Source organism: Streptomyces bobili, from assembly GCF_002154575.1.
Lineage (GTDB): Bacteria > Actinomycetota > Actinomycetes > Streptomycetales > Streptomycetaceae > Streptomyces > Streptomyces bobili.
Map to the genome: position 1 here is coordinate 24,079 of NZ_MUBA01000121.1, position 22,681 is coordinate 46,759.

At 72.2% G+C, this 22,681-nt stretch carries 24 protein-coding genes; 5 read left to right on the top strand and 19 right to left on the bottom strand.

Going from position 1 to position 22,681, the window contains the following annotated elements:
• Nucleotides 1–19: 19 nt before the first annotated feature.
• Complete coding sequence (locus BZL64_RS10910; protein ID WP_086768503.1) at nucleotides 20–739, bottom strand: TioE family transcriptional regulator; 720 nt, start codon at nucleotides 737–739, stop codon at nucleotides 20–22.
• Between the two features lie 69 nt (nucleotides 740–808).
• Between BZL64_RS10910 and BZL64_RS10915 the strand changes: the two genes are divergently transcribed.
• Complete coding sequence (locus BZL64_RS10915; RefSeq protein ID WP_086768505.1) at nucleotides 809–2,050, top strand: erythromycin esterase family protein; 1,242 nt, start codon at nucleotides 809–811, stop codon at nucleotides 2,048–2,050.
• Between the two features lie 9 nt (nucleotides 2,051–2,059).
• On the opposite strand, the gene BZL64_RS10920 is transcribed toward BZL64_RS10915, so the two are convergent.
• The gene (locus tag BZL64_RS10920; RefSeq protein WP_086768507.1) at nucleotides 2,060–2,509 is read right to left on the bottom strand and encodes a carboxymuconolactone decarboxylase family protein; all 450 of its coding nucleotides are present in this window, start codon (nucleotides 2,507–2,509) and stop codon (nucleotides 2,060–2,062) included.
• A 180-nt stretch (nucleotides 2,510–2,689) separates the two neighbouring features.
• Between BZL64_RS10920 and ligA the strand changes: the two genes are divergently transcribed.
• Complete coding sequence (gene ligA, locus BZL64_RS10925) at nucleotides 2,690–4,783, top strand: NAD-dependent DNA ligase LigA (RefSeq protein ID WP_244205297.1); 2,094 nt, start codon at nucleotides 2,690–2,692, stop codon at nucleotides 4,781–4,783.
• A 53-nt stretch (nucleotides 4,784–4,836) separates the two neighbouring features.
• Here ligA and BZL64_RS10930 read toward each other — a convergent pair whose 3' ends face one another.
• The 6 genes from BZL64_RS10930 to BZL64_RS10955 form a co-directional block, all read right to left on the bottom strand.
• Nucleotides 4,837–6,438, bottom strand: coding sequence for a polyamine aminopropyltransferase (locus tag BZL64_RS10930; protein ID WP_086768510.1), 1,602 nt, complete (start codon nucleotides 6,436–6,438; stop codon nucleotides 4,837–4,839).
• Nucleotides 6,439–6,449: 11 nt separating this feature from the next.
• Nucleotides 6,450–6,890 carry a DUF350 domain-containing protein gene (locus tag BZL64_RS10935; RefSeq protein WP_086768512.1) on the bottom strand — a complete coding sequence of 147 codons (441 nt, stop codon included), beginning with the start codon at nucleotides 6,888–6,890 and terminating at the stop codon, nucleotides 6,450–6,452.
• Nucleotides 6,891–6,960: 70 nt separating this feature from the next.
• Nucleotides 6,961–7,368, bottom strand: coding sequence for a DUF4247 domain-containing protein (locus BZL64_RS10940; RefSeq protein WP_086768513.1), 408 nt, complete (start codon nucleotides 7,366–7,368; stop codon nucleotides 6,961–6,963).
• Nucleotides 7,365–7,871, bottom strand: a complete 507-nt coding sequence (locus BZL64_RS10945; RefSeq protein WP_086768515.1) for a DUF2617 family protein — start codon at nucleotides 7,869–7,871, stop codon at nucleotides 7,365–7,367. The genes BZL64_RS10940 and BZL64_RS10945 overlap by 4 nt, the downstream gene beginning before the upstream one ends.
• A 229-nt stretch (nucleotides 7,872–8,100) precedes the next feature.
• Entirely contained in the window at nucleotides 8,101–8,718 is a 618-nt protein-coding gene (locus BZL64_RS10950; protein ID WP_086768517.1) for a DUF6629 family protein, read from the bottom strand.
• A 104-nt stretch (nucleotides 8,719–8,822) separates the two neighbouring features.
• Entirely contained in the window at nucleotides 8,823–9,236 is a 414-nt protein-coding gene (locus BZL64_RS10955; protein ID WP_086768519.1) for a VOC family protein, read from the bottom strand.
• A gap of 191 nt (nucleotides 9,237–9,427) precedes the next feature.
• On the opposite strand from BZL64_RS10955, the gene BZL64_RS10960 reads away from it, so the two are divergent.
• Nucleotides 9,428–10,486: a right-handed parallel beta-helix repeat-containing protein gene (locus tag BZL64_RS10960; RefSeq protein WP_086768520.1), complete on the top strand. Its 1,059-nt coding sequence runs from the start codon at nucleotides 9,428–9,430 to the stop codon at nucleotides 10,484–10,486.
• 45 nt (nucleotides 10,487–10,531) lie between these two features.
• Entirely contained in the window at nucleotides 10,532–11,560 is a 1,029-nt protein-coding gene (locus BZL64_RS10965; protein WP_086768522.1) for a methyltransferase, read from the top strand.
• A gap of 21 nt (nucleotides 11,561–11,581) precedes the next feature.
• On the opposite strand, the gene BZL64_RS10970 is transcribed toward BZL64_RS10965, so the two are convergent.
• The 11 genes from BZL64_RS10970 to BZL64_RS11020 all read right to left on the bottom strand — a co-directional run bounded on the left by BZL64_RS10970 (nucleotide 11,582) and on the right by BZL64_RS11020 (nucleotide 22,040).
• Nucleotides 11,582–11,917 carry a TcmI family type II polyketide cyclase gene (locus BZL64_RS10970; protein ID WP_086768523.1) on the bottom strand — a complete coding sequence of 112 codons (336 nt, stop codon included), beginning with the start codon at nucleotides 11,915–11,917 and terminating at the stop codon, nucleotides 11,582–11,584.
• A gap of 17 nt (nucleotides 11,918–11,934) precedes the next feature.
• A complete protein-coding gene (locus BZL64_RS10975) occupies nucleotides 11,935–12,414 on the bottom strand; it encodes an SRPBCC family protein (RefSeq protein ID WP_086768525.1) in 480 nt (159 codons plus the stop codon).
• A gap of 1 nt (nucleotide 12,415) precedes the next feature.
• Nucleotides 12,416–12,673, bottom strand: a complete 258-nt coding sequence (locus tag BZL64_RS10980; protein WP_086768527.1) for an acyl carrier protein — start codon at nucleotides 12,671–12,673, stop codon at nucleotides 12,416–12,418.
• Nucleotides 12,674–12,727: 54 nt separating this feature from the next.
• Nucleotides 12,728–13,978, bottom strand: coding sequence for a ketosynthase chain-length factor (locus BZL64_RS10985; RefSeq protein ID WP_086768529.1), 1,251 nt, complete (start codon nucleotides 13,976–13,978; stop codon nucleotides 12,728–12,730).
• Nucleotides 13,975–15,246: a beta-ketoacyl-[acyl-carrier-protein] synthase family protein gene (locus BZL64_RS10990; protein ID WP_086768531.1), complete on the bottom strand. Its 1,272-nt coding sequence runs from the start codon at nucleotides 15,244–15,246 to the stop codon at nucleotides 13,975–13,977. The genes BZL64_RS10985 and BZL64_RS10990 overlap by 4 nt, the downstream gene beginning before the upstream one ends.
• Nucleotides 15,243–15,698, bottom strand: coding sequence for a cupin domain-containing protein (locus tag BZL64_RS10995; protein ID WP_229894670.1), 456 nt, complete (start codon nucleotides 15,696–15,698; stop codon nucleotides 15,243–15,245). Before BZL64_RS10995 ends, BZL64_RS10990 begins: the two co-directional genes overlap by 4 nt.
• Nucleotides 15,699–15,758: 60 nt before the next feature.
• Complete coding sequence (locus BZL64_RS11000) at nucleotides 15,759–16,913, bottom strand: SchA/CurD-like domain-containing protein (RefSeq protein WP_086768535.1); 1,155 nt, start codon at nucleotides 16,911–16,913, stop codon at nucleotides 15,759–15,761.
• 148 nt (nucleotides 16,914–17,061) lie between these two features.
• Entirely contained in the window at nucleotides 17,062–17,739 is a 678-nt protein-coding gene (locus tag BZL64_RS11005; protein ID WP_425276034.1) for a class F sortase, read from the bottom strand.
• A gap of 111 nt (nucleotides 17,740–17,850) precedes the next feature.
• Nucleotides 17,851–18,318, bottom strand: a complete 468-nt coding sequence (locus BZL64_RS11010; protein ID WP_086768537.1) for a hypothetical protein — start codon at nucleotides 18,316–18,318, stop codon at nucleotides 17,851–17,853.
• Between the two features lie 222 nt (nucleotides 18,319–18,540).
• Nucleotides 18,541–20,229, bottom strand: a complete 1,689-nt coding sequence (locus BZL64_RS11015; RefSeq protein WP_086768539.1) for an FAD-dependent oxidoreductase — start codon at nucleotides 20,227–20,229, stop codon at nucleotides 18,541–18,543.
• A gap of 236 nt (nucleotides 20,230–20,465) precedes the next feature.
• Complete coding sequence (locus tag BZL64_RS11020; RefSeq protein ID WP_208639416.1) at nucleotides 20,466–22,040, bottom strand: hypothetical protein; 1,575 nt, start codon at nucleotides 22,038–22,040, stop codon at nucleotides 20,466–20,468.
• 266 nt (nucleotides 22,041–22,306) lie between these two features.
• On the opposite strand from BZL64_RS11020, the gene BZL64_RS11025 reads away from it, so the two are divergent.
• Nucleotides 22,307–22,600, top strand: coding sequence for a DUF6355 family natural product biosynthesis protein (locus tag BZL64_RS11025; protein WP_086768541.1), 294 nt, complete (start codon nucleotides 22,307–22,309; stop codon nucleotides 22,598–22,600).
• Nucleotides 22,601–22,681: the final 81 nt, after the last annotated feature.

Consider the following 22,681-nt stretch of genomic DNA (forward strand, 5'->3'; position numbering starts at 1 on the left):
GTGAGGAGCGGGCGACTGCTCATCCGCGGAAGCGAAGGTACGCCTCCAGCTCGGCGGCCCCGGTCAGCATCGCCCGGCCGCGGGCGGTCAGCCGGGCACGCCAGTCGGTCAGCGCGGCCTCCAGCGGCTGACGTCCGCCGGCCGAGCGCACCTGGGCGATCAGCGGGGCGATCTGCTCCAGGAGGTAGCCGCCCCGCCGCAGTTGGTGGGCCAGCCGGGCGTCCCGTACGTCGGCCTCGTCGAAGACGCGGTATCCGGTCCGCTGGTCGCGGCGGGGCTGTACCAGTCCGGCGCGCTCCCACTTGCGCAGGGTGGCGGCGCGGACGCCGAGCTGGTGCGCCAGCGGCCCGATGAAGGTGCCCGACGCCGGGGACGGCGCCGTGTCGTCGGGTGCCAGGTCGCGGAGTGCGTCCTCCACGGCGCCGAGTGTCCGCCGGTCCTCCAGGAGTTGGGCGTGGCTCTCGTCGAGCAGACGGAACGCCTCGTCGGCCGCGCCCTCGTTCACCGCCCGCATGACCGACGCCGCCGCGCGGTGACCGTGGCCGGGCACCAGGGCGAGGAAGGCGCTCAGGGCCCGCGCGTGCAGCGGCGTGTAGGTGCGGTAGCCGTGCGGGGTGCGTGCGGCGGCCGGGAGGATGCCGGCCTCCTCGTAGTTCCTGACGGCCTGGGTGGACAGACCGTGCGCACGTGCCAGATCGACCGGCCGGAGCCGCTCACCGCTTTGAAGGTTCTGCCCCATGAGCCTGCCGTTGTCACGGGAGACTTGCCACCAAGTCTCCATGGAGGGTTCAAAGATACCGTTGAAGGCATGGTTACCGATCTCAGGGACACCGTGCGTGCCGTCGAGGCCGCCGCCGTCAGGGAGTTGCTGCCGGGCCTGCCCCGGCTCCTCGCCCTGGGCGAGCCCACGCACGGCGAGGACACGCTCCTCGACCTCCGCAACGACCTCTTCCGTCAGCTCGTCGAACAGGAGGGTTACCGCACCATCGCCGTCGAGAGCGACTGCGTGTCGGGCCTGCTCGTCGACGACCACGTCACCTCCGGCACGGGCACCCTCGACGACGTCATGGAGCACGGATTCAGCCACGGCTGGGGCGCCTCCGCGGCCAACCGGGAACTCGTGCGCTGGATGCGCGTCCACAACGACGGCAGGCCCGCGTCCGAGCAGGTCCGCTTCGCCGGCTTCGACGGCCCGCTGGAGATGGCCGCCGCCGCGAGCCCCCGGCAGTCCCTCACCGCGCTGCACGGCTACCTCGCGGCCCGCGTGGACCCGGACCTCCTGCCCTGCACCGCGAAGACACTGGACCACCTCCTCGGCGCCGACGACCGGTGGACCGAGCCCGCCGCGATGAGGGACCCGGCCAGGTCGGTGGGGAGGTCGGCGGACGCCAGGGAACTGCGGCTGGTGGCCGACGAGTTGGTGGCGTTGTCGGACGCCCAGTCACCGCACCTGATCGCGACGGACCCACGGGACGCACGGGACCGGGCGCGCCTGTACGGGCGTACGGCCACCGGTCTGCTGCGCTACCACTTCGCGATGGCCGACCCTGCGCCGAACCGGCTCACCCGGCTGGCCGCGCTGCGGGACCTGATGATGGCGGGCAACCTTCTCGCCCTCGCCGAACGGGGGCCGTTGCTGGTCCACGCCCACAACTCCCATCTCCAGCGGGAGAAGAGCGCGATGCGGATGGGCGGGATGCCGCTGGAGTGGTGGGGCGCGGGCGCGATCGTGAGCGCCCGCCTGGGCGAGGAGTACGCGTTCCTGGCCACGGCCCTCGGCACGATCCGGCACCAGGGTGTGGACACCCCGGCGCCGGACACCGTCGAAGGGTTGCTGTACGCGCTCCCGGACGACCGCTGCCTCGTCGACGCTGCCGGGCTGGCCGCCGCCCTCGGCGACACGCGGCCCGCGCCCCGCGTCTCCCCGTGGTTCGGCTACGCCCCGCTGGACCCGGCCCATCTGGCGGGCAGCGACGGGATCGTGTTCGTCAAGGACGTCCCGACGGCCGGGGACCGTGCCGAAGAGGCGCGACGCGGTGTCGTGCGCTGAGCCTCCCGGTCAGCGCACGGGGTGCTTGCTCATGACGGACACCCGGTTGAAGGCGTTGATGGTGACCGCCGCCCAGATCACCGCCGAGATCTGGTCCTCGGTGAGGGCCTGCCGGGCGTCGGCGTACGCGGCCTCCTGCGCGGCGGCGTCGGCCGGGAAGGTGGTCGCCTCCGCCAGGGCCAGCGCGGCGCGTTCCAGCGGGCTGAACAGTTCGGTGTCCCGCCAGGCGGCGAGCACGCCGAGGCGCCGGGGGGAGTCTCCGGCGCGCAGGGCGGCCTTGGTGTGCAGGTCGAGGCAGAAGGCGCAGCCGTTGAGCTGCGAGACACGCAGATTGACGAGCTCGACGACGGTGCGCTCCAGGCCCGCCTCGGCGGCTGTCGCGCGCACGGCCTCGGAGGTCTGCAGGAGTGCGTGGTAGGCCTTGGGGCTCTGCTTGTCGATGAAGATCCGTCGAGTCATAGTTGAATATAAAACATTCTTGAGGAGGGGTGGGGCGGAGCGGACGAGAGGCGGCGCACAGTGAACAAGGCCGAGCCTCTCACCCCGGCGGGCGGGACCTGTCACCAGGGGCGTGGTCGTCGGGGCTCCGGCAGGCCTCGCGCAAGGGCGTTGTCAGTGGTGGGAGGCAGGATGGCGGGTATGACGACACCTGCCGCACAGATCGTGGATGCCGCCGCCTACGCGCAGGCGGTCGAGGACGCCGTGCAGGCGTCCGCCGCCTACTACACCGGGGGCACCTCGGTGCTGGACGACGACGCCTACGACCGCCTGGTGCGGGGAATCGCGGCCTGGGAGGCCGCCCATCCCGAGCAGGTCCTGCCCGACTCGCCGACCGGCAAGGTGGCGGGCGGCGCCGTGGAGGGCGACGTTCCGCACACGGTCCCGATGCTCAGCCTCGACAACGTGTTCTCGCCGGAGGAGTTCACCGCCTGGGCCGCGTCCCTGGCCCGGCGCGTCGGCCACGAGGCGGAGCGCTACAGCGTCGAGCCGAAGCTGGACGGCCTCGCGATCGCGGCCCGCTACACCCACGGTCGCCTGACCCGGCTGATCACGCGGGGCGACGGGACGGCCGGCGAGGACGTCACGCACGCCGCCGGCACCGTCGACGGCCTGCCCGAGCGACTGACCGAGCCGGTCACCGTGGAGGTGCGCGGCGAAGTCCTCATGACGACCGCCCAGTTCGAGCACGCCAACGAGGTCCGTACCGCGCACGGCGGCCAGCCTTTCGCCAACCCGCGCAACGCCGCCGCGGGCACCCTGCGCGCCAAGGATCGCGCCTACACCGTGCCGATGACCTTCTTCGGCTACGGCCTGCTCCCCCTCGCCGACACCGAGGCGGACCTCGCCGCCGCCCTCGGCGAGGCGGCCCACAGCGACCTGATGGCCCGCGCCGCGGTGCTCGGCGTGAACACGACCGCCACGACGGCCGTGCCCGGCGTCACCGCGGACACCGTGGAGGCCGTCCTGGCCCGGGTGCGGGAGATCGGCGCACTCCGTCCCGAGCTGCCGTTCGGGATCGACGGGATCGTCGTCAAGGCCGACCTGGCCGCCGACCAGCAGGCCGCCGGATCGGGCACCAGGGCCCCGCGCTGGGCGATCGCCTACAAACTGCCGGCCGTCGAGAAGATCACCCGCCTCCTGGAGGTGGAGTGGAACGTGGGCCGCACCGGCATCATCGCGCCCCGCGCCGTCCTCGCCCCGGTGGAGATCGACGGCTCCACGATCACCTACGCCACCCTGCACAACCCGGCCGACATCACCCGCCGCGACCTGCGCCTCGGCGACCACGTCATGGTCCACCGGGCCGGTGACGTCATCCCCCGCGTCGAGGCCCCCGTCGCCCACCTGCGCACCGGCGAGGAACAGCCGATCGTCTTCCCCGCCGTCTGCCCGCGCTGCGGGTCGGCCATCGACACCGGCGAGCAGCGCTGGCGCTGCGAGAACGGCCGCAACTGCCACCTCGTCGCCTCCCTCTCCTACGCCGCCGGACGCGACCAGCTCGACATCGAGGGCCTCGGCCGGACCCGCGTCGTGCAGCTCGTCGAAGCGGGGCTGGTCGCCGATCTCGCCGACCTGTTCATCCTCACCCGCGAGCAGCTGCTCGGCCTGGACCGGATGGGCGAGACCAGCACCGACAACCTGCTCGCCGCGCTCGCCACGGCCAAGGGCAGACCGCTGGCGCGGGTACTGTGCGCGCTCGGCGTGCGCGGCACCGGGCGCTCCATGTCCCGCCGTATCGCCCGCCACTTCGCCACCATGGACCACCTGCGGGCCGCCGACGCGGAAGCGATCCAGCGCGTGGACGGCATCGGCACCGAGAAAGCCCCGTCGATCGTGGCGGAGCTGGCCGAACTCGCCCCGCTCATCGACAAGCTGGTCGCGGCGGGAGTCAACATGACCGAGCCCGGCGCCACCCCGCCGGTCGCCCCCGCGGCCGACGAGGACGACGGCACCACCGAATCCGCCGCCGAACCGGCCGGTGGGCCGCTGGCCGGCATGACGGTTGTGGTCACCGGTGCGATGACGGGCCCGCTGGAGAAGCTGAGCCGCAACGAGATGAACGAACTCGTCGAGCGCGCGGGAGGCCGCTCCTCCTCCAGCGTCTCCAAGAAGACCAGCCTGGTCGTCGCGGGGGAGGGCGCCGGCTCCAAGCGCGCCAAGGCGGAGACCCTCGGCGTGCGCCTGGCCACCCCCGACGAGTTCGCCGTCCTGGTCGCCGACCTCATCGCCTGACGGGGACCGCGCCGTGCGGAGCCGGGATCATCCTGGCTCCGCCCGGCGCCGGCTCAGTAGTTCTTCCACTCGTCGAGCACGTACTCCAGCACCGTCGGCTCCATCAGCGTGCTCGGCCGTACGTCCTCGCGGCGGCGGTCGACGGGGAACACCGTGGCCGCCCCGAGGACCGAGTCGTCCAGATAGCGCAGGCGCGGGGCGTCCGGCGACAGCCGGAGCGGCGGGGGAGCGGTGCCGCCGCGGGTGGCCAGCACGAAGCCCCAGTTGCCGAAGCTCGGCACGTCGACCTGGAACTCGGCGGTCGTGTAGCCGGCCGCCTCGACGCTGGCCGCGATCGACCAGAACGTCTTCGGCGCGAAGAACGGCGACCCGCTCTGCACCATGACCTGGCTCTGCGGCGTCAGGACCTGGCCGAGCAGGGTGTAGAACTCCACCGAGTACAGCTTGGCCAGCGCGGCCGTGTCCGGGTCGGGGAAGTCGATGATCACCGCGTCGTAGCGCTGCCGGGCGGTGCGCAGCCAGTTGAAGGCGTCGGCGTTGACCACCTGGACCCTGGGGTCGGCGAACGCCCCGTCGTTCAGCCTGCGCAGCGGCTCGAAGTCACGGGCGAGGTCGGTCATGGCCGGGTCCAGCTCGACGAGAGTCACCTGCCGCACGTCGTCGTAGCGCAGGACCTCGCGCAGGGCGAGCCCGTCCCCGCCGCCCAGGATCAGGACCTCGCCGTGGCGTCCGGACAGCGTGGGGTGGACGAGCGACTCGTGGTAGCGGTACTCGTCGACGGAGCTGAACTGGAGGTCGCCGTTGAGGAAGAGTCGGGTGTCGTCACCGCCGGTGAAGGCGGTGGAGCGGGTGACGACGATGTCCTGGTACGGCGTCGTCTCGGCGTGCACGATCGGGTCCTGGTACATCTGCTGGCGCGCGGTGACCTCCAGGTCGTCCGCGAGCACGTACGCCGTACCGAGGACGGCGAGTACGGCCGTCGCGCCGGACAGGAGACCGACCTGGACGAAACGCCGGGTCTGTCTGCGGAAGATGAAGAGGACCACGAGGACGCCGGCCACCGCGTTGACCGCGCCGACCACCAGCGCGCCCCGCAGCTGTCCGAACGTCGGCAGGAGCAGCAGCGGGAAGCACAGCCCGCCGACCAGCGCCCCGATGTAGTCGACGGCGAACATGTCGGCGACGGCGCTGCCCGCCTCCTGGCGCCGGATGCGTTGCAGCAGTGTCATCAGCAGCGGGATCTCGGCCCCGATCAGGAGGCCGACGATCAGCGTGATCACGATCATCGCCGGGGTGTAGAGCTGGAGCCAGGCGAACGCGGCGTACAGCACCAGCACGGACAGCCCGCCGACCAGCGCGAGGACGCCCTCGACGACGGCGAACGCGCCGACCGCGCGGCGGCGCAGCGGCTTGGCGGCGAGCGAGCCCAGACCCATCGCGAAGACCATCACGGAGATGACCACGGAGGTCTGCAGGACGGAGTTGCCGATGAGGTAGCTGCCCAGCGCGGTCAGCGCGAGCTCGTAGACGAGGCCGCAGGCGGCGCAGAGGAAGACGGCGAGCAGCAGGAGGAAGCGCGCCCCCCGGGTGTGCCGGACGGCCGGGGGGCGGGTGGGTGCCGCGGTGTCGCGGCCCCGAAGTGCGGTGGTGCTCACGGGTGCGGCGCCTATGACAGTGCCGCGCCGACCATGAGGGCGGTGCCGAGGTACATCCCGGCCTGCACCCAGGCGGCGGGGTGCGGGCGGCCGTCGCTGCTGTCGTCGAGGGCGACCGCGCCCATCTGGCCCGGCGTGAGGTGCCCGATCACGATGCCGACCAGGGTCATCACCAGCACGCCGGCGAGGCCGTACAGGAGGGTGCTCACCAGGCCGTAGCCGAGGCCCTCTTCGGACTCGCTGGCCCGGATGGCCTCCATGATGACGAGGCCGACGGCGATCGACTGGCTGCCCAGCAGGACGGCCGCGCCGCGGTTGCGGTCCGTCCAGACCACGTGGAACAGCTTGCCGGGCGTGACGAGGTCGAGGGCGATGAAGCCGACGGCCATCACGGCGAGGCCCACCACTCCGTAGAGCAGGGCCTGGCCCGTCGACTCGAAGATCTCGGTCACTGTGTTGCCTTTCTTGACGGCGTCGTCAGGGTCTGGTGGTGAGTCACACGTGGGGCAGGTCCGCCGGGTGTCACTTGCCTTCGCCGGGGCCGCCGCCGCGGAAGCTGTCGCTGTCCGGGCTGGGCCAGTACGTCAGGTGCCGGCTGTGCCGGTGGTAGCCGCCCCGGTAGTCCTCGATCTCGATCCGGCTGCCGCTCTGGTACGGGGACACGGTGACCATGTCGTCGCCGTAGCGCAGGAACTCCATGCTCTCGCCGGACGCGCGGTCGAGGGCCGGGCGGTGACCGTGGATGGCGTCGGCGACCGAGACCGGGGACTTGCCCGGGACGACCCAGTCCGCGCCGCTCTCGGTGTACTGCTCGCGTATCCAGCCGCGCGGTACGCCGTCGTTGCCGTTGCCGTCGGAGGAGCAGGCGGTGAGCAGTGCCGCGGCCAGTACGGCCGTCACCGCCGCGCGGACGAGTCGGGCGCTCTTCATCGGGCCTCCAGCCGGGTGTACGTCGATACGATCTGGCCGTGCTGCGGATACGTGTGCCAGGTGCGCCAGAAGAGTCCGCCGCCGTGCGGTCCGTCGGCCGACTCGACGACGACGGCCGTGAGCGCGTCCGGTGAACCGGGGAAGATCCCGCACAGGCTGTCGGGGTTCGCGGCGACCTCACGGCGGATCCCCGCCACCACCTCGCTGAAGCTCGCGGGGTCCAGCCGTCGGGTGTCGGCGGTGAAGTCGTAGTTCCAGCCCGGCAGTTGGCGGGTGAACGTGCCGGGCAGGCCCTTCACGGAGCCCAGCAGGCAGGCCACGGTCTCCCGTACGGGGCCGGCGAAGACCTGGTGCGAGGCGCCGAGCAGCCGCAGGCGTACGTCGAGTCCGCCCACCGTCGTCGCGTGCTCGGCCAGGGCCGGCCGCTCGTCCAGGTCCAGAGAGAAGCAGAGCTGGTCCGCGTCCGTGTCCAGATAGGGGGCGTCCAGGGCTATGGCGTGCAGGTGGGACCCCCCCGGTCAGATCTTGCTATAAGCGGCGCCGAGTATGGCACATCTGGCGCAGGGGGTTTGACCAACGGGGGCAGGAGCGATCGACTCCGGACCCCGGCGCTGCCCGCCCGGGGGTCGGGGGAACACTACCCCACGGGGCCGGGCGGGAGGCCGAACGGCCGCAGGGGGAAAGGGAGTTCGGGCGAGCGGTCGCCTGCCCCGGGGTCGGCGGGTCAGGTGCTCATCGAGGGGTCGGCCGGGCGCGGACCCAGCCGAGCAGAAGAACGGAGCACACCGCCGCGAAAGCGCACCAGGTGGACACGAACTCCAGTCGCCACAGCACCCAGCAGACCAGCGCGCCCACGGCGACGAAGAGGCCCAGTGTCAGCAGCCGCCGGTCTCCGGACAGCAACAAGGAGCCCACCGTGGCCAGGAGGTAGCCGGCGATGAGCAGCACGGGGTGGGACAGGTCGGTCACATAGCCGATCGTGTGCCCCCGGATCTCGGCGGTGACGGGGCCGACGGCCAGCCCGTACGCGAGCCCCGCGGCGGTCACGACGCCGACCGCGAGAACGGCACCCAGCCGCCGCCTCGCCCGCGGCGGGGCGGCGCACCACACCCCCGCGGGCACCCACACCGCCAGCAGCGGCAACGCGATGACGGCCCAGACGACGGTGGCGGGCCCGCTGCCACCGCCCGCGTCCCAGACCATCGCCTCGACGATCTGATGGGCGCCGAGCAGGAGCGGCAGCGCGGCGAGCGGCAGGTCCCGCACGCCACGCACCCGCGTCACGCAGGCCAGTCCGACGGCGGTGACCCCGGCGCCCGCCACCAGATCGGCCGTCGCACTCCAACACATCGCGCCACCATCGAGTCGACCGTCGTGAGCCTCAGCCCCGCTGTGCGGGCCACGCTACGTCGGGTCCGGCCGAGGTCGCGGACGACGGCGCCGGGCCGCTGCGGTCAGCCCTGGGACTCGCTGATGTTCACCATCCACGGGATGCCGAAGCGGTCGGTGCACATGCCGAACACATCGCCCCACATCTGCTTCTCCAGCGGGACGCTCACCGACCCGCCCGCGGACAGCTTCTCCCAGTGGCCGCGCAGCGCGGCGGCGTCGTCGCCGCTGAGGCTGACGCAGATGTTGTCGCCCCGCGTGACGTTCATTCCGGGCGGGGTGTCCGAGGCCATCAGGGTGAAGCCGCTCGGGGTCTCCAGCATCGCGTGCATGATCTGGTCGGCCTGCGGCGCGTCCTGCTGTCCGAACTCCCCGAAGGTGTTGAGGACCAGGGTGCCGCCGAAGACCTCCTTGTAGAACTCCATCGCCTGCCGGGCGTCGCCGCCGAAGCTGATGTACGGGTTGAGGCGCGAGGCCATGACCACCTCCAGGAACGGGCAAAACGGTCGGTTCCGGGCAGCGTAACGCCGGGTGCGGGCGGCGGCCCCTCGGCCGGGAAGGGCCCGGCGCCGCCCTGTGCCGGTCGCGCGGGCGACCGGTCGCTCCGCAACACGCCACCGGACGGCCGATATCGCCGAGCTGTCGACCCGGCAAGCATATTGTCCGGAATATGAAGAAATATCCTTTCGTGTATCTCGCGTGCACCGCCGCGGTCGTGGGGACGAGCCTGGGCGCCGCTCCGGCGTCCGCCGGTCACATGACCCACGTGGTCCACGCGGGACAGTCGATCCAGAAGGCGGTGGACGCCGCCGAGTCCGGCGACACGGTGCTGATCACCCCGGGCACCTACCGGGAGAGCGTCACGGTGACCACCCCCGGACTGACCCTGCGGGGCGTGGGCCGGGGCGTGGTCATCGAACCGGCCGCCGCCAAGGCCGCCGGCACCTGCGCCGCGGGCGGCAACGGCATCTGCGTGGTCGGGACCAAGGAGCGCAAGGTCGAGGACGTCACCCTCGCCTCCCTCACCGTCACCGGCTTCACCCGCAGCGGCGTGTACGCCACCGCCACCGACGGGCTGACCGTGCGCCATGTCACCGCGGTGAAGAACGGGGTGTGGGGCATCGCCCAGGAGGGCTCGGTCCGCGGCGTGTTCCGCGGCAACACCGCCCGCGACAACGGCGACGCCGGCGTCTTCCTCGCCAACACCATCAGCGCCGAACAGGGCGCCACGGACACCGGCGGCACGCTCGTCGAGCGCAACAGGCTGGAGGGCAACCGGATCGGCGTCACCGTCCGCCGGCTGCGCAACCTCACCGTCACCGGCAACCACCTCACCGGCAACTGCGCCGGAGTGTTCGTCGTCGGCGACGAGAACAAGCCCAGGGCCGGCCAGGTGACCGTCGCCGAGAACCGCATCGTGCGCAACAACAAGTCCTGCCCCAAGACCGCCCGGCTGGACGCCCTCCAGGGCTCCGGCATCGTCCTGACCGGCACCGAGGACACCCTGATCACACAGAACGTCATCCGGGACAACGCCGGCACGTCCCCGCTGTCCGGCGGCATCGTGCTGTTCAAGAGCTTCGTCGGCACGGCCAGCGAGCGGAACCGGATCAGCGACAACGAACTCAGCGGCAACTCCCCGGCCGACCTCGTCGACCAGGAGACCGGCAAGGCCAACACCTTCGAGGCCAACACCTGCCAGGTGTCCCGGCCCGCCGGCCTGTGCTGACCGGCCGTATCCACCCGTGAACACGACGAAACAGGAAAGGCGGCCATGACGACCGCAGAAACTGCCCCCGCGCCGTCCATGCGGCTGCGGGAGCTGGTGTTCGGGGCGGCCTGTGCCGCCGCCCTCCGCGCGACGGCCCGCCTCGGCGTCGCCGACGCCCTCGGCGACAGCCCCATGACCGTGGAGGACCTCGCGGCCGCGGTGAAGACCGAACAGGGGCCGCTGCGACGGCTGTTGCGGGCCATGTCCTGCTACGGCGTCTTCGCCGAACAGGGCGACGGAACCTTCACGCACACCGAGATGTCCCGCCTGCTGCGCGAGGACGACCCCCACAGCCTGCGCTACATCACCCTGTGGTGCACCGAGCCGTGGACCTGGGACGCCTGGCCCAAGCTCGACGAGGCCGTGCGCACCGGCCACGACGTCGTACAGGACCTGTACGGCAAGGAGTTCTTCACCTACCTCAACGAGGACGCGCCCGAATCCGCGCTCGTCTTCAACCGCGCCATGACCACGTCCAGCGCGCAGTCCGCACGGGACGTCGCCCAGCTTCTCGACCTGTCGGGGAGCGCCTCCGTCGCCGACATCGGCGGCGGCCAGGGCCATGTGGTGGCGAGCCTGCTGGAGAAGTACCCCACCCTCCACGGGACGCTGCTCGACCTGCCCCGCGTGGTGGAGAACGCCGACCCGCGGCTGCGTCCGGGCGGCGCGCTCGCGGACCGGATGCGCATCGTGCCCGGCGACTGCCGCGAGTCCATCCCCGTCCAGGCCGATGTGTACGTCATCAAGAACATCCTGGAATGGGACGACGAGAGCACCGCCAAAACCCTGCGCAACGTCATGGCGGCCGGCGGGCCCGGCGCACGCGTCGTCGTCATCGAGAACCTCGTCGACGACTCACCCTCGATGCGCTTCAGCACCGCGATGGACCTGCTGCTGCTCCTCAACGTGGGCGGCGCGAAGCACACCACCGAGAGCATGGTGGGCCGGCTGACCGGGGCGGGCCTGGTCATCGACGACATCCGGCCGGTCAACCCCTACCTGCACGCGTTCGACTGCACCGTGCCCGCGTGACACCGCCGGACCACCGGACTCTCAGGCTGTGGAGTCCCGCTCCCAGCGGTAGAAGCAGTGCGCCATCGCGTCCTTCGGCGAACGCCAGGTCGCGGGGTCGTACGCGCTGACGTACGAGGTCAGCCGCTCGCTGATGGCCCGGAACTCGGGGTGCCCGGCCGCCTTGGCGATGGCGGGGCCCGGGTCCTGCTCGGACTCGATGAGATGCAGGTACACGTCGTCGAACTGGAACAGACTGCGCCGGGAGACGCCCACGAGGTGCGGCAGCTCCCCACGGTCCGACTCCTCGAACAGCTTCGCGATGTCCGGGGCCGACCCCGGGGCCATCCGGGCGACGATCAGGGCTTGGTGCGTCATGCTGTCCTCCGTCCGGCTCAGTCGGCCAGGCTCGGCACGGGCCGGTGCTCCGTGGCCGCCTGCTCGATGCGGTCCCGGATCAGGGCCATCTGGACCTTGGAGTTCCGGTTGATGTTGTCGGTCATCCAGGCGTCGTCCACCGGGGCCTCGGCCTTCATCTGGAAGTCCTGGGTCCACACCATCCGGGTGCCCTGCGGCACCTCCTCGTAGCGCCACCGGATGTTCATGAAGGCGAATGGTCCGGTCTCGACGCGGCGGGCCTTCACGGTGAGCGTGTCGCGGTCCGCCTCACGCTCGGATACCCAGCTCCACACCTTGCCGTTCTCGTCCGGGTGCATGGTGAGCCGGAAGGTGGTCTTCTCGCCCTCCTGCCGCAGGATCTCGGCCGAGGCGTACTCGGTGAACAACTGCGGCCAGTTCGCCACGTCGTTGGTCATGTCCCAGACCAGGTCCAGCGGAGCGGCGATGACGATCTCGTTCTCGGTGTGTGCGGACATGTCACGCCCCTGCCAGGAGAGCACTGTTGACTTGGTCGAGGAACTGCCGGGGCGTCTTGCTGCGCTCCGCGTCCGGCGGCATCGGGGTGCCGTAGCGGTTCTCCAGCTCGCCCACGATGCCGAGCAGCCCGAGCGAGTCGATGCCGAGCGCGTCGAACCCGATGTCGTACTGCCGCTGGAGGTCGTCCGAGGCGACGGTGATGCCCGCGGACTTCTTCATCAGTTCGGCCAGTTCCTCGACGGTGATGCGGTCACTCATGCGGTACCTCTCCTTATGCTCTGTTCCCTTTGTCCTGCTGGGTGTTGCGCCTCGTCAGGAGGCGCCGGTGGCGCCGTGCCGCAGCACCAGCGCCGAGTTCGACCCCATGAGGCCCCGGCTGAGCACCAGTGCCGTGCGCAGTTCGGCGGGGCGGGCCCGGCCGGTCACGAGGTCGAGGTCGTGGCAGACGTCGACGACGTGCGGGGTGGGCGGGATCAGGCCGTGCTCCATGGCGAGCACCGCCGCCGCGCTGTCCAGCACCGGCGCCGCGCCGTAGCCCCGCCCGATCCCGGTCTTCGGCGCGGTGACCGGCACCCGCCTGCCGTGCGCGCCGAGGGCGTCGGCGATGGCCAGCGCCTCGGCACGGTCCGCCTCCGGCACACCGAGCGCGTCGGCGAAGACCACGTCGATCTCCTCGGGCGCACAGCCGGCGTCCGCCAGGGCCGCGCGGATCGCTTCCACGAGACCTTCCCGCGACAGCTCCCAGCGGGAGGCCCCGGTGAACGTCGCCGCGTGCCCGGCGAGCGTGGCCCGCACCCGCGCGCCGCGTTCCCGGGCCGCGGACTCCGCCTCGACGACGAACATGGCGCCGCCCTCGGCCGGGACGAACCCGCAGGCCCCCTGCGTGAAGGGGCGGTAGGCCCGCTCCGGGTCGTCGCAGGTGCTCAGCTCCTCGTACCCGAGCTGGCACACCACCGAGTAGGGGGCGAGCGGCGCCTCGGTCGCGCCGGCCACGATCACGTCCGTACCGCGCCGTACCGCCCGCGCCGCGTGCGCCAGGGCGTCCAGTCCGCCGGCCTCGTCGGAGGCGACGACCGAGCAGGGCCCCTTGAAGCCGCGCCGGATGGAGACCTGGCCGGTGCTGGCGGCGTAGAACCAGGCGATCGACTGGTACGGGCCGACGAACCGGCTGCCCTTGCCCCACAGCCGCTGGAGTTCGCGCTGGCCGAACTCGCCGCCGCCGGAGCCGGCCGCGGTGACCACGCCCACGGAGTACGGCGCCTCACCGGTGTCGGCCTGCCCCAGGCGGGCGTCCTCCAGCGCGAGGTCGGTCGCGGCCAGCGCGAAGTGCGTGAACCGGTCGGTCTGGACGAGGTAACGCTCCTCGACCGCCGCCGACGGCTCGAACTCCCGTACTTCGCCCGCCACCCGCAGCGGCAGATGCTCACAGCCCTCGCGGGTGACCGGGCCGAGGGCGCTCAGGCCCTCCTGGGTGGACTTCCAGAAGGACTCGGTGCTGGCTCCGTTGGGCGCGATCACACCGATACCGGTGACGGCGGCGCGCCTCGGATGGGGTTCGGTCATCTTTCCCTCTCCCTCGGCCGGTTCAGGACCACCGCCGACTGGAATCCGCCGAACCCGCTGCCCACGGAGAGCACACTGTTCAGCTTCCGTTCGCGCGCGTCACGCGGCACGTAGTCCAGATCGCACTCGGGGTCCGGGGTCTCGTAGTTCGCGGTGGGCGGCACCACCTGGTGGGCCAGGGCCAGCACACAGGCGACGACCTCTATCGCCCCGATCGCGCCCAGCGAGTGCCCCACCATCGACTTGATGGAACTCATGGGCGTGTCGTAGGCGTGCTGCCCCAGGGTCCGCTTCACGGCGGCGGTCTCGTGCCGGTCGTTCTGCTTGGTTCCCGAGCCGTGCGCGTTGACGTAGTCGACCGCGGTGGGGTCGACCCGGGCATGGTCCAGGGCGTCCTCGATGGCCCGCGCCATCTCCAGGCCCTCGCTGGTCAGACCGGTCATGTGGTACGCGTTGCCGAAGGTCGCGTAGCCGCCCAGCTCGCAGTAGACGTGCGCACCGCGGGCCCTGGCGTGCTCCAGTTCCTCCAGGACGAGCACCGCGCCGCCCTCGCCCATGACGAAGCCGTCACGGTTGGCGTCGAAGGGACGCGAGGCGTGCGCCGGATCGTCGTTGTTGCACGACGTGGCCTTGATGGCGTCGAAGCAGGCCATGGTGATCGGCGAGATCGGCGAGTCGGAGGCGCCGGCGATGCAGACGTCGGCCCGGCCCTCCTCGATGGTGTGGAAGGCGTACCCGACGGCGTCGAGCCCGGAGGTGCAGCCCGTCGACACCGTCTGCACCGGCCCGCGCGCCTCGAACCGCTCCGCCACCGTGGAGGCCAGCGTGCTGGGGGAGAAGGCGCGGTGCAGATGCGGCTGGGCCCGGCCGTGATCCACGTCCCAGCGCTGACCGCCGTGGCTGACCAGGACGTAGTCCTGTTCCAGGCGGGTGGTTCCGCCGACAGCGGTGCCCAGCGACACCCCGACCCGCCAGGGGTTCTCCCGGCCGAGGTCGAGACCGGAGTCCCGCACCGCCTCCTCCCCGGCGACCAGGGCGAACTGGATGTAGCGGTCGCACCGGGCGACCTGCTCCGCGTCCAGCCCGTGCGCCGCCGGGTCGAAGTCGCACTCGGCCGCGATCCGCGACCGCAGACCCGTCGGGTCGAAGAAGGTGATGCCCCGCGTCGCGGTGCGCCCGTGGGACAGCTGGTCCCAGAACGCCGGCACGCCTATGCCACCCGGGGCGACGACGCCTATGCCGGTGACCGCGACCCGGCGGCGGCTCATGAGCGGGCCTGCCGTTCGGCCGTGCGGACCCCACCGTGGGCAGACTCCGCCGCGACGGCGACGGGCTCGGTCTCCTCGGTGTCGACGTGCCCGAGCGGCGGGCTCGGCGCCAGCGGGCCGAGGTGGAAGACCAGGCGCGCCTCCACGTTGCCCACATTGCGGAACCGGTGCCGCATGTGCATCGGGATCATCAGCCCCTGCTCGGGCCGGAGCGGATGCGGTTCTCCGTCGAGGTCGACCTCCAGCTGCCCGCACACGACGTACACGAACTCCTCGGAGTACGGGTGGTAGTGCTCACCGATGCGGTCGCCCGGCTGGACGATGGCCACGCCCATGAAGCCGCTGGTGGCGCCGGACGTGGTGGGCGTGAGCATGGCGCGCAGGTCACCGCCGCGCCGGGTGTTGGGCTCGACCTCGCTGAGGTCCACGATTCTGGGACGGGATGTGATCACGACGTTGCTCCGTTTCGTGTGCTGTGTCGGCGTGGGCGAGCGCCCCGCCTGCCGGACGGCTCAGGCGTCGGGCGAGCGGCGGTCGGTGACGAGTTCCATGCGGGCGAGCGTGAGGAGCCGGTCGGCCGCCCCGTCCCGCAGCGCGGCGGCGTCCACGCCGAGTGCTTCGGCGTCCAGCAGCGCCGTCAGTTCGGCGGCGCGGGCCCGGTCCGCCAGACCGAGCACCTGAGCCGGGTCGGTGTCGCCGCCGCGTACGTCGACCAGGCGCACCACGACGTCGTCGCGCTGGAAGATCGTGCTGCGCAGCACCGGGCTGCGCGGGTCGTCCGCCGCCTGCTCGTCCTGCTGGGAGAGGAGTTCGGCCAGCCGCAGACCGCCGCCGTCGCGCGCCGGGTAGTACAGGGCGTGCCGTACGGCGTCCGGCTTGGCCTCGCCCGCCGTCACGTGGTGGACGGCGGGCAGCGCCGCGCGGGTGAAGAAGACGCGGGCCGACTCGGGGTCGTCGAGGTCCCGGTCCTGCTCCAGATAGGGGTTGATGGCCTCCTCGACGGCCCGCACCTCGGGCTGCCGGGCGACGTGCCGCAGCGCGGCGAGCAGGTCGCCCCGCACCTCGATGGCCCGCACCACGCGGTTGCCGTGCATGAAGAGGGAGGTGCGGATCAGCCGGGTCGTGTCGTCGACCCGTGGTTCGGGCGAGGCGTAGTCGGCGAGGATCTTCGCGACGGCCTCCTCGCCGCCCGGCTTGACCGTGAAGGTGAGCGCGTGACGGATCACGCCGTCGCCGATCCGGGGCGACGACTGGAGCCGGCGCTCGCCGGGCTCGGCGTGCGCGGCCGGGCCGCCGGTCTCGCGGACGACGTGGAACCGCAGCGACCGGGTGTCGCGCACGCAGCTGTGCAGCGGCTCCACCATCCGGACGTGCTCCTCGCTGTTGACCCAGGTGAGGAACGGCGGGGCACTCTCCCACTCACTGGTGATGAGCCACTGGGAGGGGTTCTCGATCGACTGGCACAACTGGTCGCTGACGTGTCCGGGGACCGAGGCGACCTGGTTGCAGAGCTGCTCGTACGCCTCCAGGAACTGCTGCTGGGCTCCGTCGTAGACGTCCACCAGAAGGACGACCCGGAGGTGGGAGCCGTCGAAGACGGACTGGGAGACGCGCTGCGACACCTGACGTGTCAGCGCTTCCGAAACGGGGGCGGACGTGGTGGTCATCGTGGGAGATCTCCTTCGGGAAGCGAGGCGGAACCTCGGCTGCGGTGAAGCGACGTGAGCGTGCCTCGATCCTGTGGCGGTCCAGACCGGTGCGCGACCGGGAGGGACTACGCGGGTGACCTGCTCCCCTCGTCCGTGTGAGGTTGCGTCACCTGAGGTGCGCGAAGACCACGAGGTTCTCCGTGTAGTCCTTGACCGTGCGGTCGTAGTCCCCCGCGCAGGTGATGAGCCGCACCTGGGCGTCGGCGGTGTCGGCGTACACCCGCCGGCTGGGGAAGCGGTCCTTGTCGAAGGTCTCCACGCTGTCGACGACGAAGACGGGCGCGCGTCCGTCGGCCCGCCGCACGCGGAAGACGTCGCCCTTCTTCAGCCGGCTCAGTTCGGCGAAGACGGCGGCGGAGGTGGCGGTGTCGACGTGCCCGGCGATGACCGCGGTGCCCGTCTCACCGGGGGAGGCGCCCTTGGCGTACCACCCGACGAGGTTGGTGTTGTGCGGCGGCGGGGCCTGGAGCTGCCCGTCGGCGCCGACGGCGAGGTCGGTGAAGGGGGCGTCGACGGAGATCTTCGGGATGAGCAGGCGCACGGGGCTGGACCGTGGCAGGTGCTCCGCCACCGGCCGGGCGCCGGGCGAGGCGGGTGCGGCGGCCCGCGGGGCGGACCGCGCGTCGGGCGGCGGGCTGGGCGCGCCGGCCTGTGGGGTGTCGTCGCCGAGCAGGCGCACCGCCAGCAGCAGCAGCGCCCCGGCGCACAGCATGGTCAGCCCCCGGCGGGGCTGCCGGGCCGGCGTGCGGCCGTCGGGGGAGGAGTCGGAGGAGTGGACAGCCATCTGAGGTGACCTCACTAGCTGGTGCGCGGCAGCGGAAGGGGGCGGAAAGCGAGCCGGGCCGCCACATGGAGCTCAGGTGGCGGCCACGGCTGCTATGTCGCCCGGCATGGGTCAGGCCAGGCCGTGGGCCGACTTCTTACGGCGCGCGGCGTACAGGCCGGTCGCGGCGACGGCCAGGACGGCGAGGCCGCCCGCGGTCGCGGTGGGCGCGTCCAGGGCGCCGCCACCGGTGTGCATTCCGCCGCGCGGCTTCTCCTCGCCGCTCCAGGACTCCTTCTGCTCGCCGTCCTTGGTCCAGGAGGAGTCCTTGCTCTGCTCGCTGTCCTTCTTGTACGTCTCCGGGTCGTGCTTGGGGTCGCGCGCGGTGCCCCAGTCGTCGGCCGTGACCGAGGTCAGCGCGCCGCCACCCGTGTGCATTCCGCCGCGCGGCGCGTCGTGCTTGCTCCCGTTGTCCTGCTCCTTGCTGTAGGAGGAGTCCTCGTGCTCCCAGTCACCGCCCGCCGCGTACGCGCCGGGCGCGGAGAGGGCGAGGGCGGCCGAAGCCGCCGCGGTGGCCAGGATCATGCGTGCTGAGCGCATCTGTGGGTCCTTCCGTCGGCCGGGCAGCTGGCGGTCCGTCAGCTGAGGTGACCCGGCCCCGACGTGATCCACCGTCAGTCACCCCGTCGACTTCCACCACTCGAGGCGCTCAGCCGGGTGAGCGCGGGCGGCAGCCGGGGGAAAGCCGAAAGGCCTGTGCCGGCCGCCCCGAGGGGTGGCCGGCACAGGCCCGCGGACGCCCGTACGGCATCCGACGACCGGTCAGCTCAACGCCAGAACCGTGCTCAGGACGCGCCGCAGCACGCCCTCGGCCTCCGGGACGGGGCCCGGCGAGCGCCAGGCGACGAACCCGTCGGGCCGCACCAGGACGGCGCCGCCGTGCGCCGTGCCGTGGCGCTCCCGCCAGTCCGCGCCGTCCTCGGGCACCAACTCGGCGTCAGGTCCCGCTCCCAGGCGGTAGGACACCAGGGGGACGGAGAGTTCGGCGGCGAGGCGGACGGCGGCCTCGTGCCATCCGCTCGGCCCGTCGGCACGGGCTCCGGCGTCGCCGTCGCTCAGCAGGACCAGGGACCGCTCGTACAGGTCGAGCGTGGACAGTCGGGTGCCTTCGTGGCGGACCCACAGGTGGGGCGCCCGGGTGCCGGGTTCGCCGTTCAGGGCGAGCTTCTCCGGGACGACCGGCGAGGTGGGGTCGGTGCCGACGACGGCGCCCCGCGGGTAGCGGTAGCCGAGGGCCACGTTGAGGATGCCGCGCTGCGGCCCCGCCGCGGGCGCGCCGCCGCCCCCGCCGGCCGGCGGGGCGAAGCCGGGGTGGCTGTGCTCGGCCGACCGGACGGCGGCGCGGGCACTGGTGGCCTCCGCCACCGGGCGGCGTTCGAGGTCGTAGGAGTCCAGCAGCCCGTGCCCCGCCCAGCCGCCGAGCATCGCCGCCAGTTTCCACGCCAGGTTGTGGGCGTCCTGGATGCCGGTGTTGGAGCCGAAGGCGCCGGTGGGGGACATCTCGTGCGCGGAGTCGCCCGCCAGCAGGACGCGTCCCGAGCGGTAGCCGCGGGCCACCCGCTGGGCGGCGTGCCAGGGTGCCCGCCCGGTGATCTCGATGTCGAGGTCGGCCCTGCCGACCGCGCGGCGGATGTGCTGCGCGCAGCGCTCGTCGGTGAAGTCCTCCAGCGTCTCCCCGCGTTCGGGGTGCCAGGGGGCGTGGAAGACCCAGTTCTCCCGGTTGTCCACCGGCAGGAGCGCACCGTCGCCGTCGGGGTCGGTGAGGTAGCAGACGATGAACCGGCGCTCGCCCACCACGTCGGCGAGAAGGCGGGACCGGAAGGTGATGCTGACGTTGCTGAACAGCTCGCCGGGGCCGCTCTGGCCGATGCCGAGCTGCTCGCGGACGGGGCTGCGGGGGCCGTCGGCGGCGACCAGGTAGTCGGCGCGGATCCTGGTGTGCTCGCCCGTCTCCCGGCTCTTGACGAGCGCGGTGACACCGCCCGGGTCGGTGTCGAACGACAGCAGTTCGGTGGAGTACCGCAGGTCGCCGCCCAGCTCGGTGGCGTGGTCGAGCAGGACCGGCTCCAGGTCGTTCTGGCTGCACAGGCACCAGGAACTCGGGCTGAAGCGGGCCAGTCCGCCGCCCGGGTCGATGTCCTTGACCAGCCACTCACCCGGGTCGCCCACCAGGTCGCGGGCCTGGAGGATGCCGTGGTTGTCGGCGAGGGTGGCCGCGGCCCGGTGGATCGCCGGTTCGATGCCGGCCACCCGGAACAGCTCCATCGTGCGTACGTTGTTGCCGCGCCCGCGGGGGTGGCGGGAGGTTCCGGAATGGCGCTCCACGAGGGTGTGCGGCACCCCCAGCCGGCCCAGGAACAGTGAGGTCGACAGGCCCACGAGGGAGCCGCCGACGATCAGGACGGGGACCCTGTGGATCGCGCCGCCCGGTTGGTCGGTTCTTTGGTTCATGATGTGTCTCCAGCACGTCGTGTCCGCCGACTCGGCCGGTGCGGCCGGTACGGCCGGGACTCTCATGCATGCCCCACGCGACGAACGGCGGCTCAGGCTTCACCCACCTGACCGTGCGCCGGCGGGGCGGCCGTGGCGGCCGGAGTCCGGGCGTGCGCGAGGGCCGTCGCACGCGCCGGTGAGCCGTGAGGAACGGTCCGGCGGCGGCGACGGCCCTCGGGGGCGGTGCGGGCCTCTCAGATGCCCGAACCCAGAGTCCCCGTCGTGTAGGCGCACTCGGTGTAGATGTAGCCGGGCTCCAGCTTCGCGGTGTCCGTGGCCGGGGTGGAGATGGAGTCCGATGTCGACTTGTGTACGAAGTAGGTGGTGCCGGGCGGCAGGCTGATCGTGCGCTGCGGGTAGTTCTTGCTGCCGCTGCACGGCTCGAACGAGGGGTTGAGGGTGCTGGACACGGAGTACGCCTTGCAGCTGCCGCAGCCCTTGAGGGTGAGGCTGCCCGTCACCGGGCCGGTGTAGAGGACGGTGACCTCGTCGGGGCTGTCGTTCTTCACCGTGACGGAGATGCTGCCGCCGGACCGCGTCGTGGGCAGGGTCTTGCCCGCGGCCGGCAGGGTCTGGGCTATCTCCGCCCCGATCGCGATCTTCTTTGCGCGGGCCGCGTTCTTGGCGGTGCCGTGCGCCGAGACGTACTCGTTCATCGTCGTCTGCGCGGCCTCGAAGTCGCCGTCCCGGTACTGGTCCACGCCGCAGGTGTACGCGCCCGCGTCGGCGCTGCTCGTGGCGCGTCCGGCGTCCGCGGTGAGGGCGGCCTCGATGCCCGCCTCGTCGCCCGGCAGGTCCGCGATGCGGGAGCCGAGGTCGCTCAGCCGCTGGACGGCCGTGCAGGGTTCGGCTCCGGAGAGGCCCTTGACCTCGCGGGTGACGGCGGCGGCCACGGCCGGCTGGACCTTGGCGGCCTGGTCGGAGTCGGGGAAGGTGGTCAGCAGTTCGCCGAACTGTGCCGCCCAGGTGGACTGGTCGGAGGCGAGGCCGCGCGAGGCGCACTCGTACAGGGAGGTGGCCAGCCGGTCGTCGGGCCACTTCTCCAGGGTTCCGAGGTCCGTGGACGGCATCTCCTCGGGGACGGTGCGCAGATAGGTGAGGGGTGCCACGGCGGTGCAGTAGTCGGCGTCCTCGAAGGGTGCGGCGACCGTGGTGTAGAAGGTCTTCATCCGGGTCGGCACCCGCTCGGCCGCCCGCGAGCCGGGGTGGTCGGATCTGAGGGCCTCGTAGGCCTTCAGCGCTTCGCGGTAGCCGGCCTTGCCGCCGCTGAAGTCCTTCTTGCCGGAGGCGGTGACCAGTTCGTCGGCCTCGTCGAGCCGGTCGAGGAGCATCTGCTCCGTCGCCTCGTCCCGCGCGTCGTCGTACAGCACGACACCGCCGGTCGGTACGGCGAGCAGGACCAGGCCCAGCAAGAGGGCGAGGGGAGCTCGCTGGACGACGGCCGTGCGGGAGCGCAGGCCGACGGACGCGCCGTGCGCCGCGGCCCCGGCGAGGAAGACGGCGTACAGCAGGAGGGCCGCGACCGGGACGCCGTCCGGTTCGGCCGGCAGGGCCACGAGGAGCAGTACGGCGGTGGCGGTCCAGCACAGCAGCATGAGCACCCAGCGGCGCAGCAGCGCGTACCCGAGCCCCAGGCCGCTGAGGTTGAGCACCGCGACCGCGACGGCCCGCGCGCCGTCCGGCGGCGAGGGCGGGGCCGGTGGCGGCGCCGCCGGCATGGGTGGCATCGGATAACTGTGGTTCTGCATGCCGTACGGATCCCCGGACATGGCTGTCCTCCCCCATCAACAGCGCCCGAACTTCGGTGACTTGTCAGTCTACGGGCGCCGATGCGCGGCTGACAGAGGTGCCGGGCATTGATCCCCCGGTTCGCCCGATCATGCCCGACGTGCGACGGGATCACCCCTTCGGCCCAGCGATGAATCGATTCGCTGGGTGAATCGAGAGGTGACGCACGGTCAGGCACAGGGCCGCGCGGCGATGCTGGCGCAGGCCTTTTCCTGACTTTCCCGACTCTTCCTCAAGGAGTTCCGCTGTGCGTGTTCCTCGTACGGTGCTCAGCACCCTCGGTTCCGCCGCTCTCGTTCTCGCCTCCCTGGGCGCGGTGACCGCCGTCACCGCGGGCTCCGCCGCAGCGGACCCCTGCGGTTTCTACGAGACCGGCTCCGACGCCTACTACAACCACTGCACCTCCGACGGCTCGCGCGTGATCGTCAAGGTGGAGGTGGCCTGGGCGCCCGACTACGAGCGGTGTGTCGCGCCCGGCAAGACGTGGCTGGGCTCCGCCGGTGAGATCCAGGGTGCCCACTACACCGGCCGCACCTGCTGACCGAAGCGGTGGGGCCACGGAGGGCCGGGACGGCTTCGTCCCGGCCCTCCGGCATGCGGCCTTCCGGAACGGAGGGGCGAA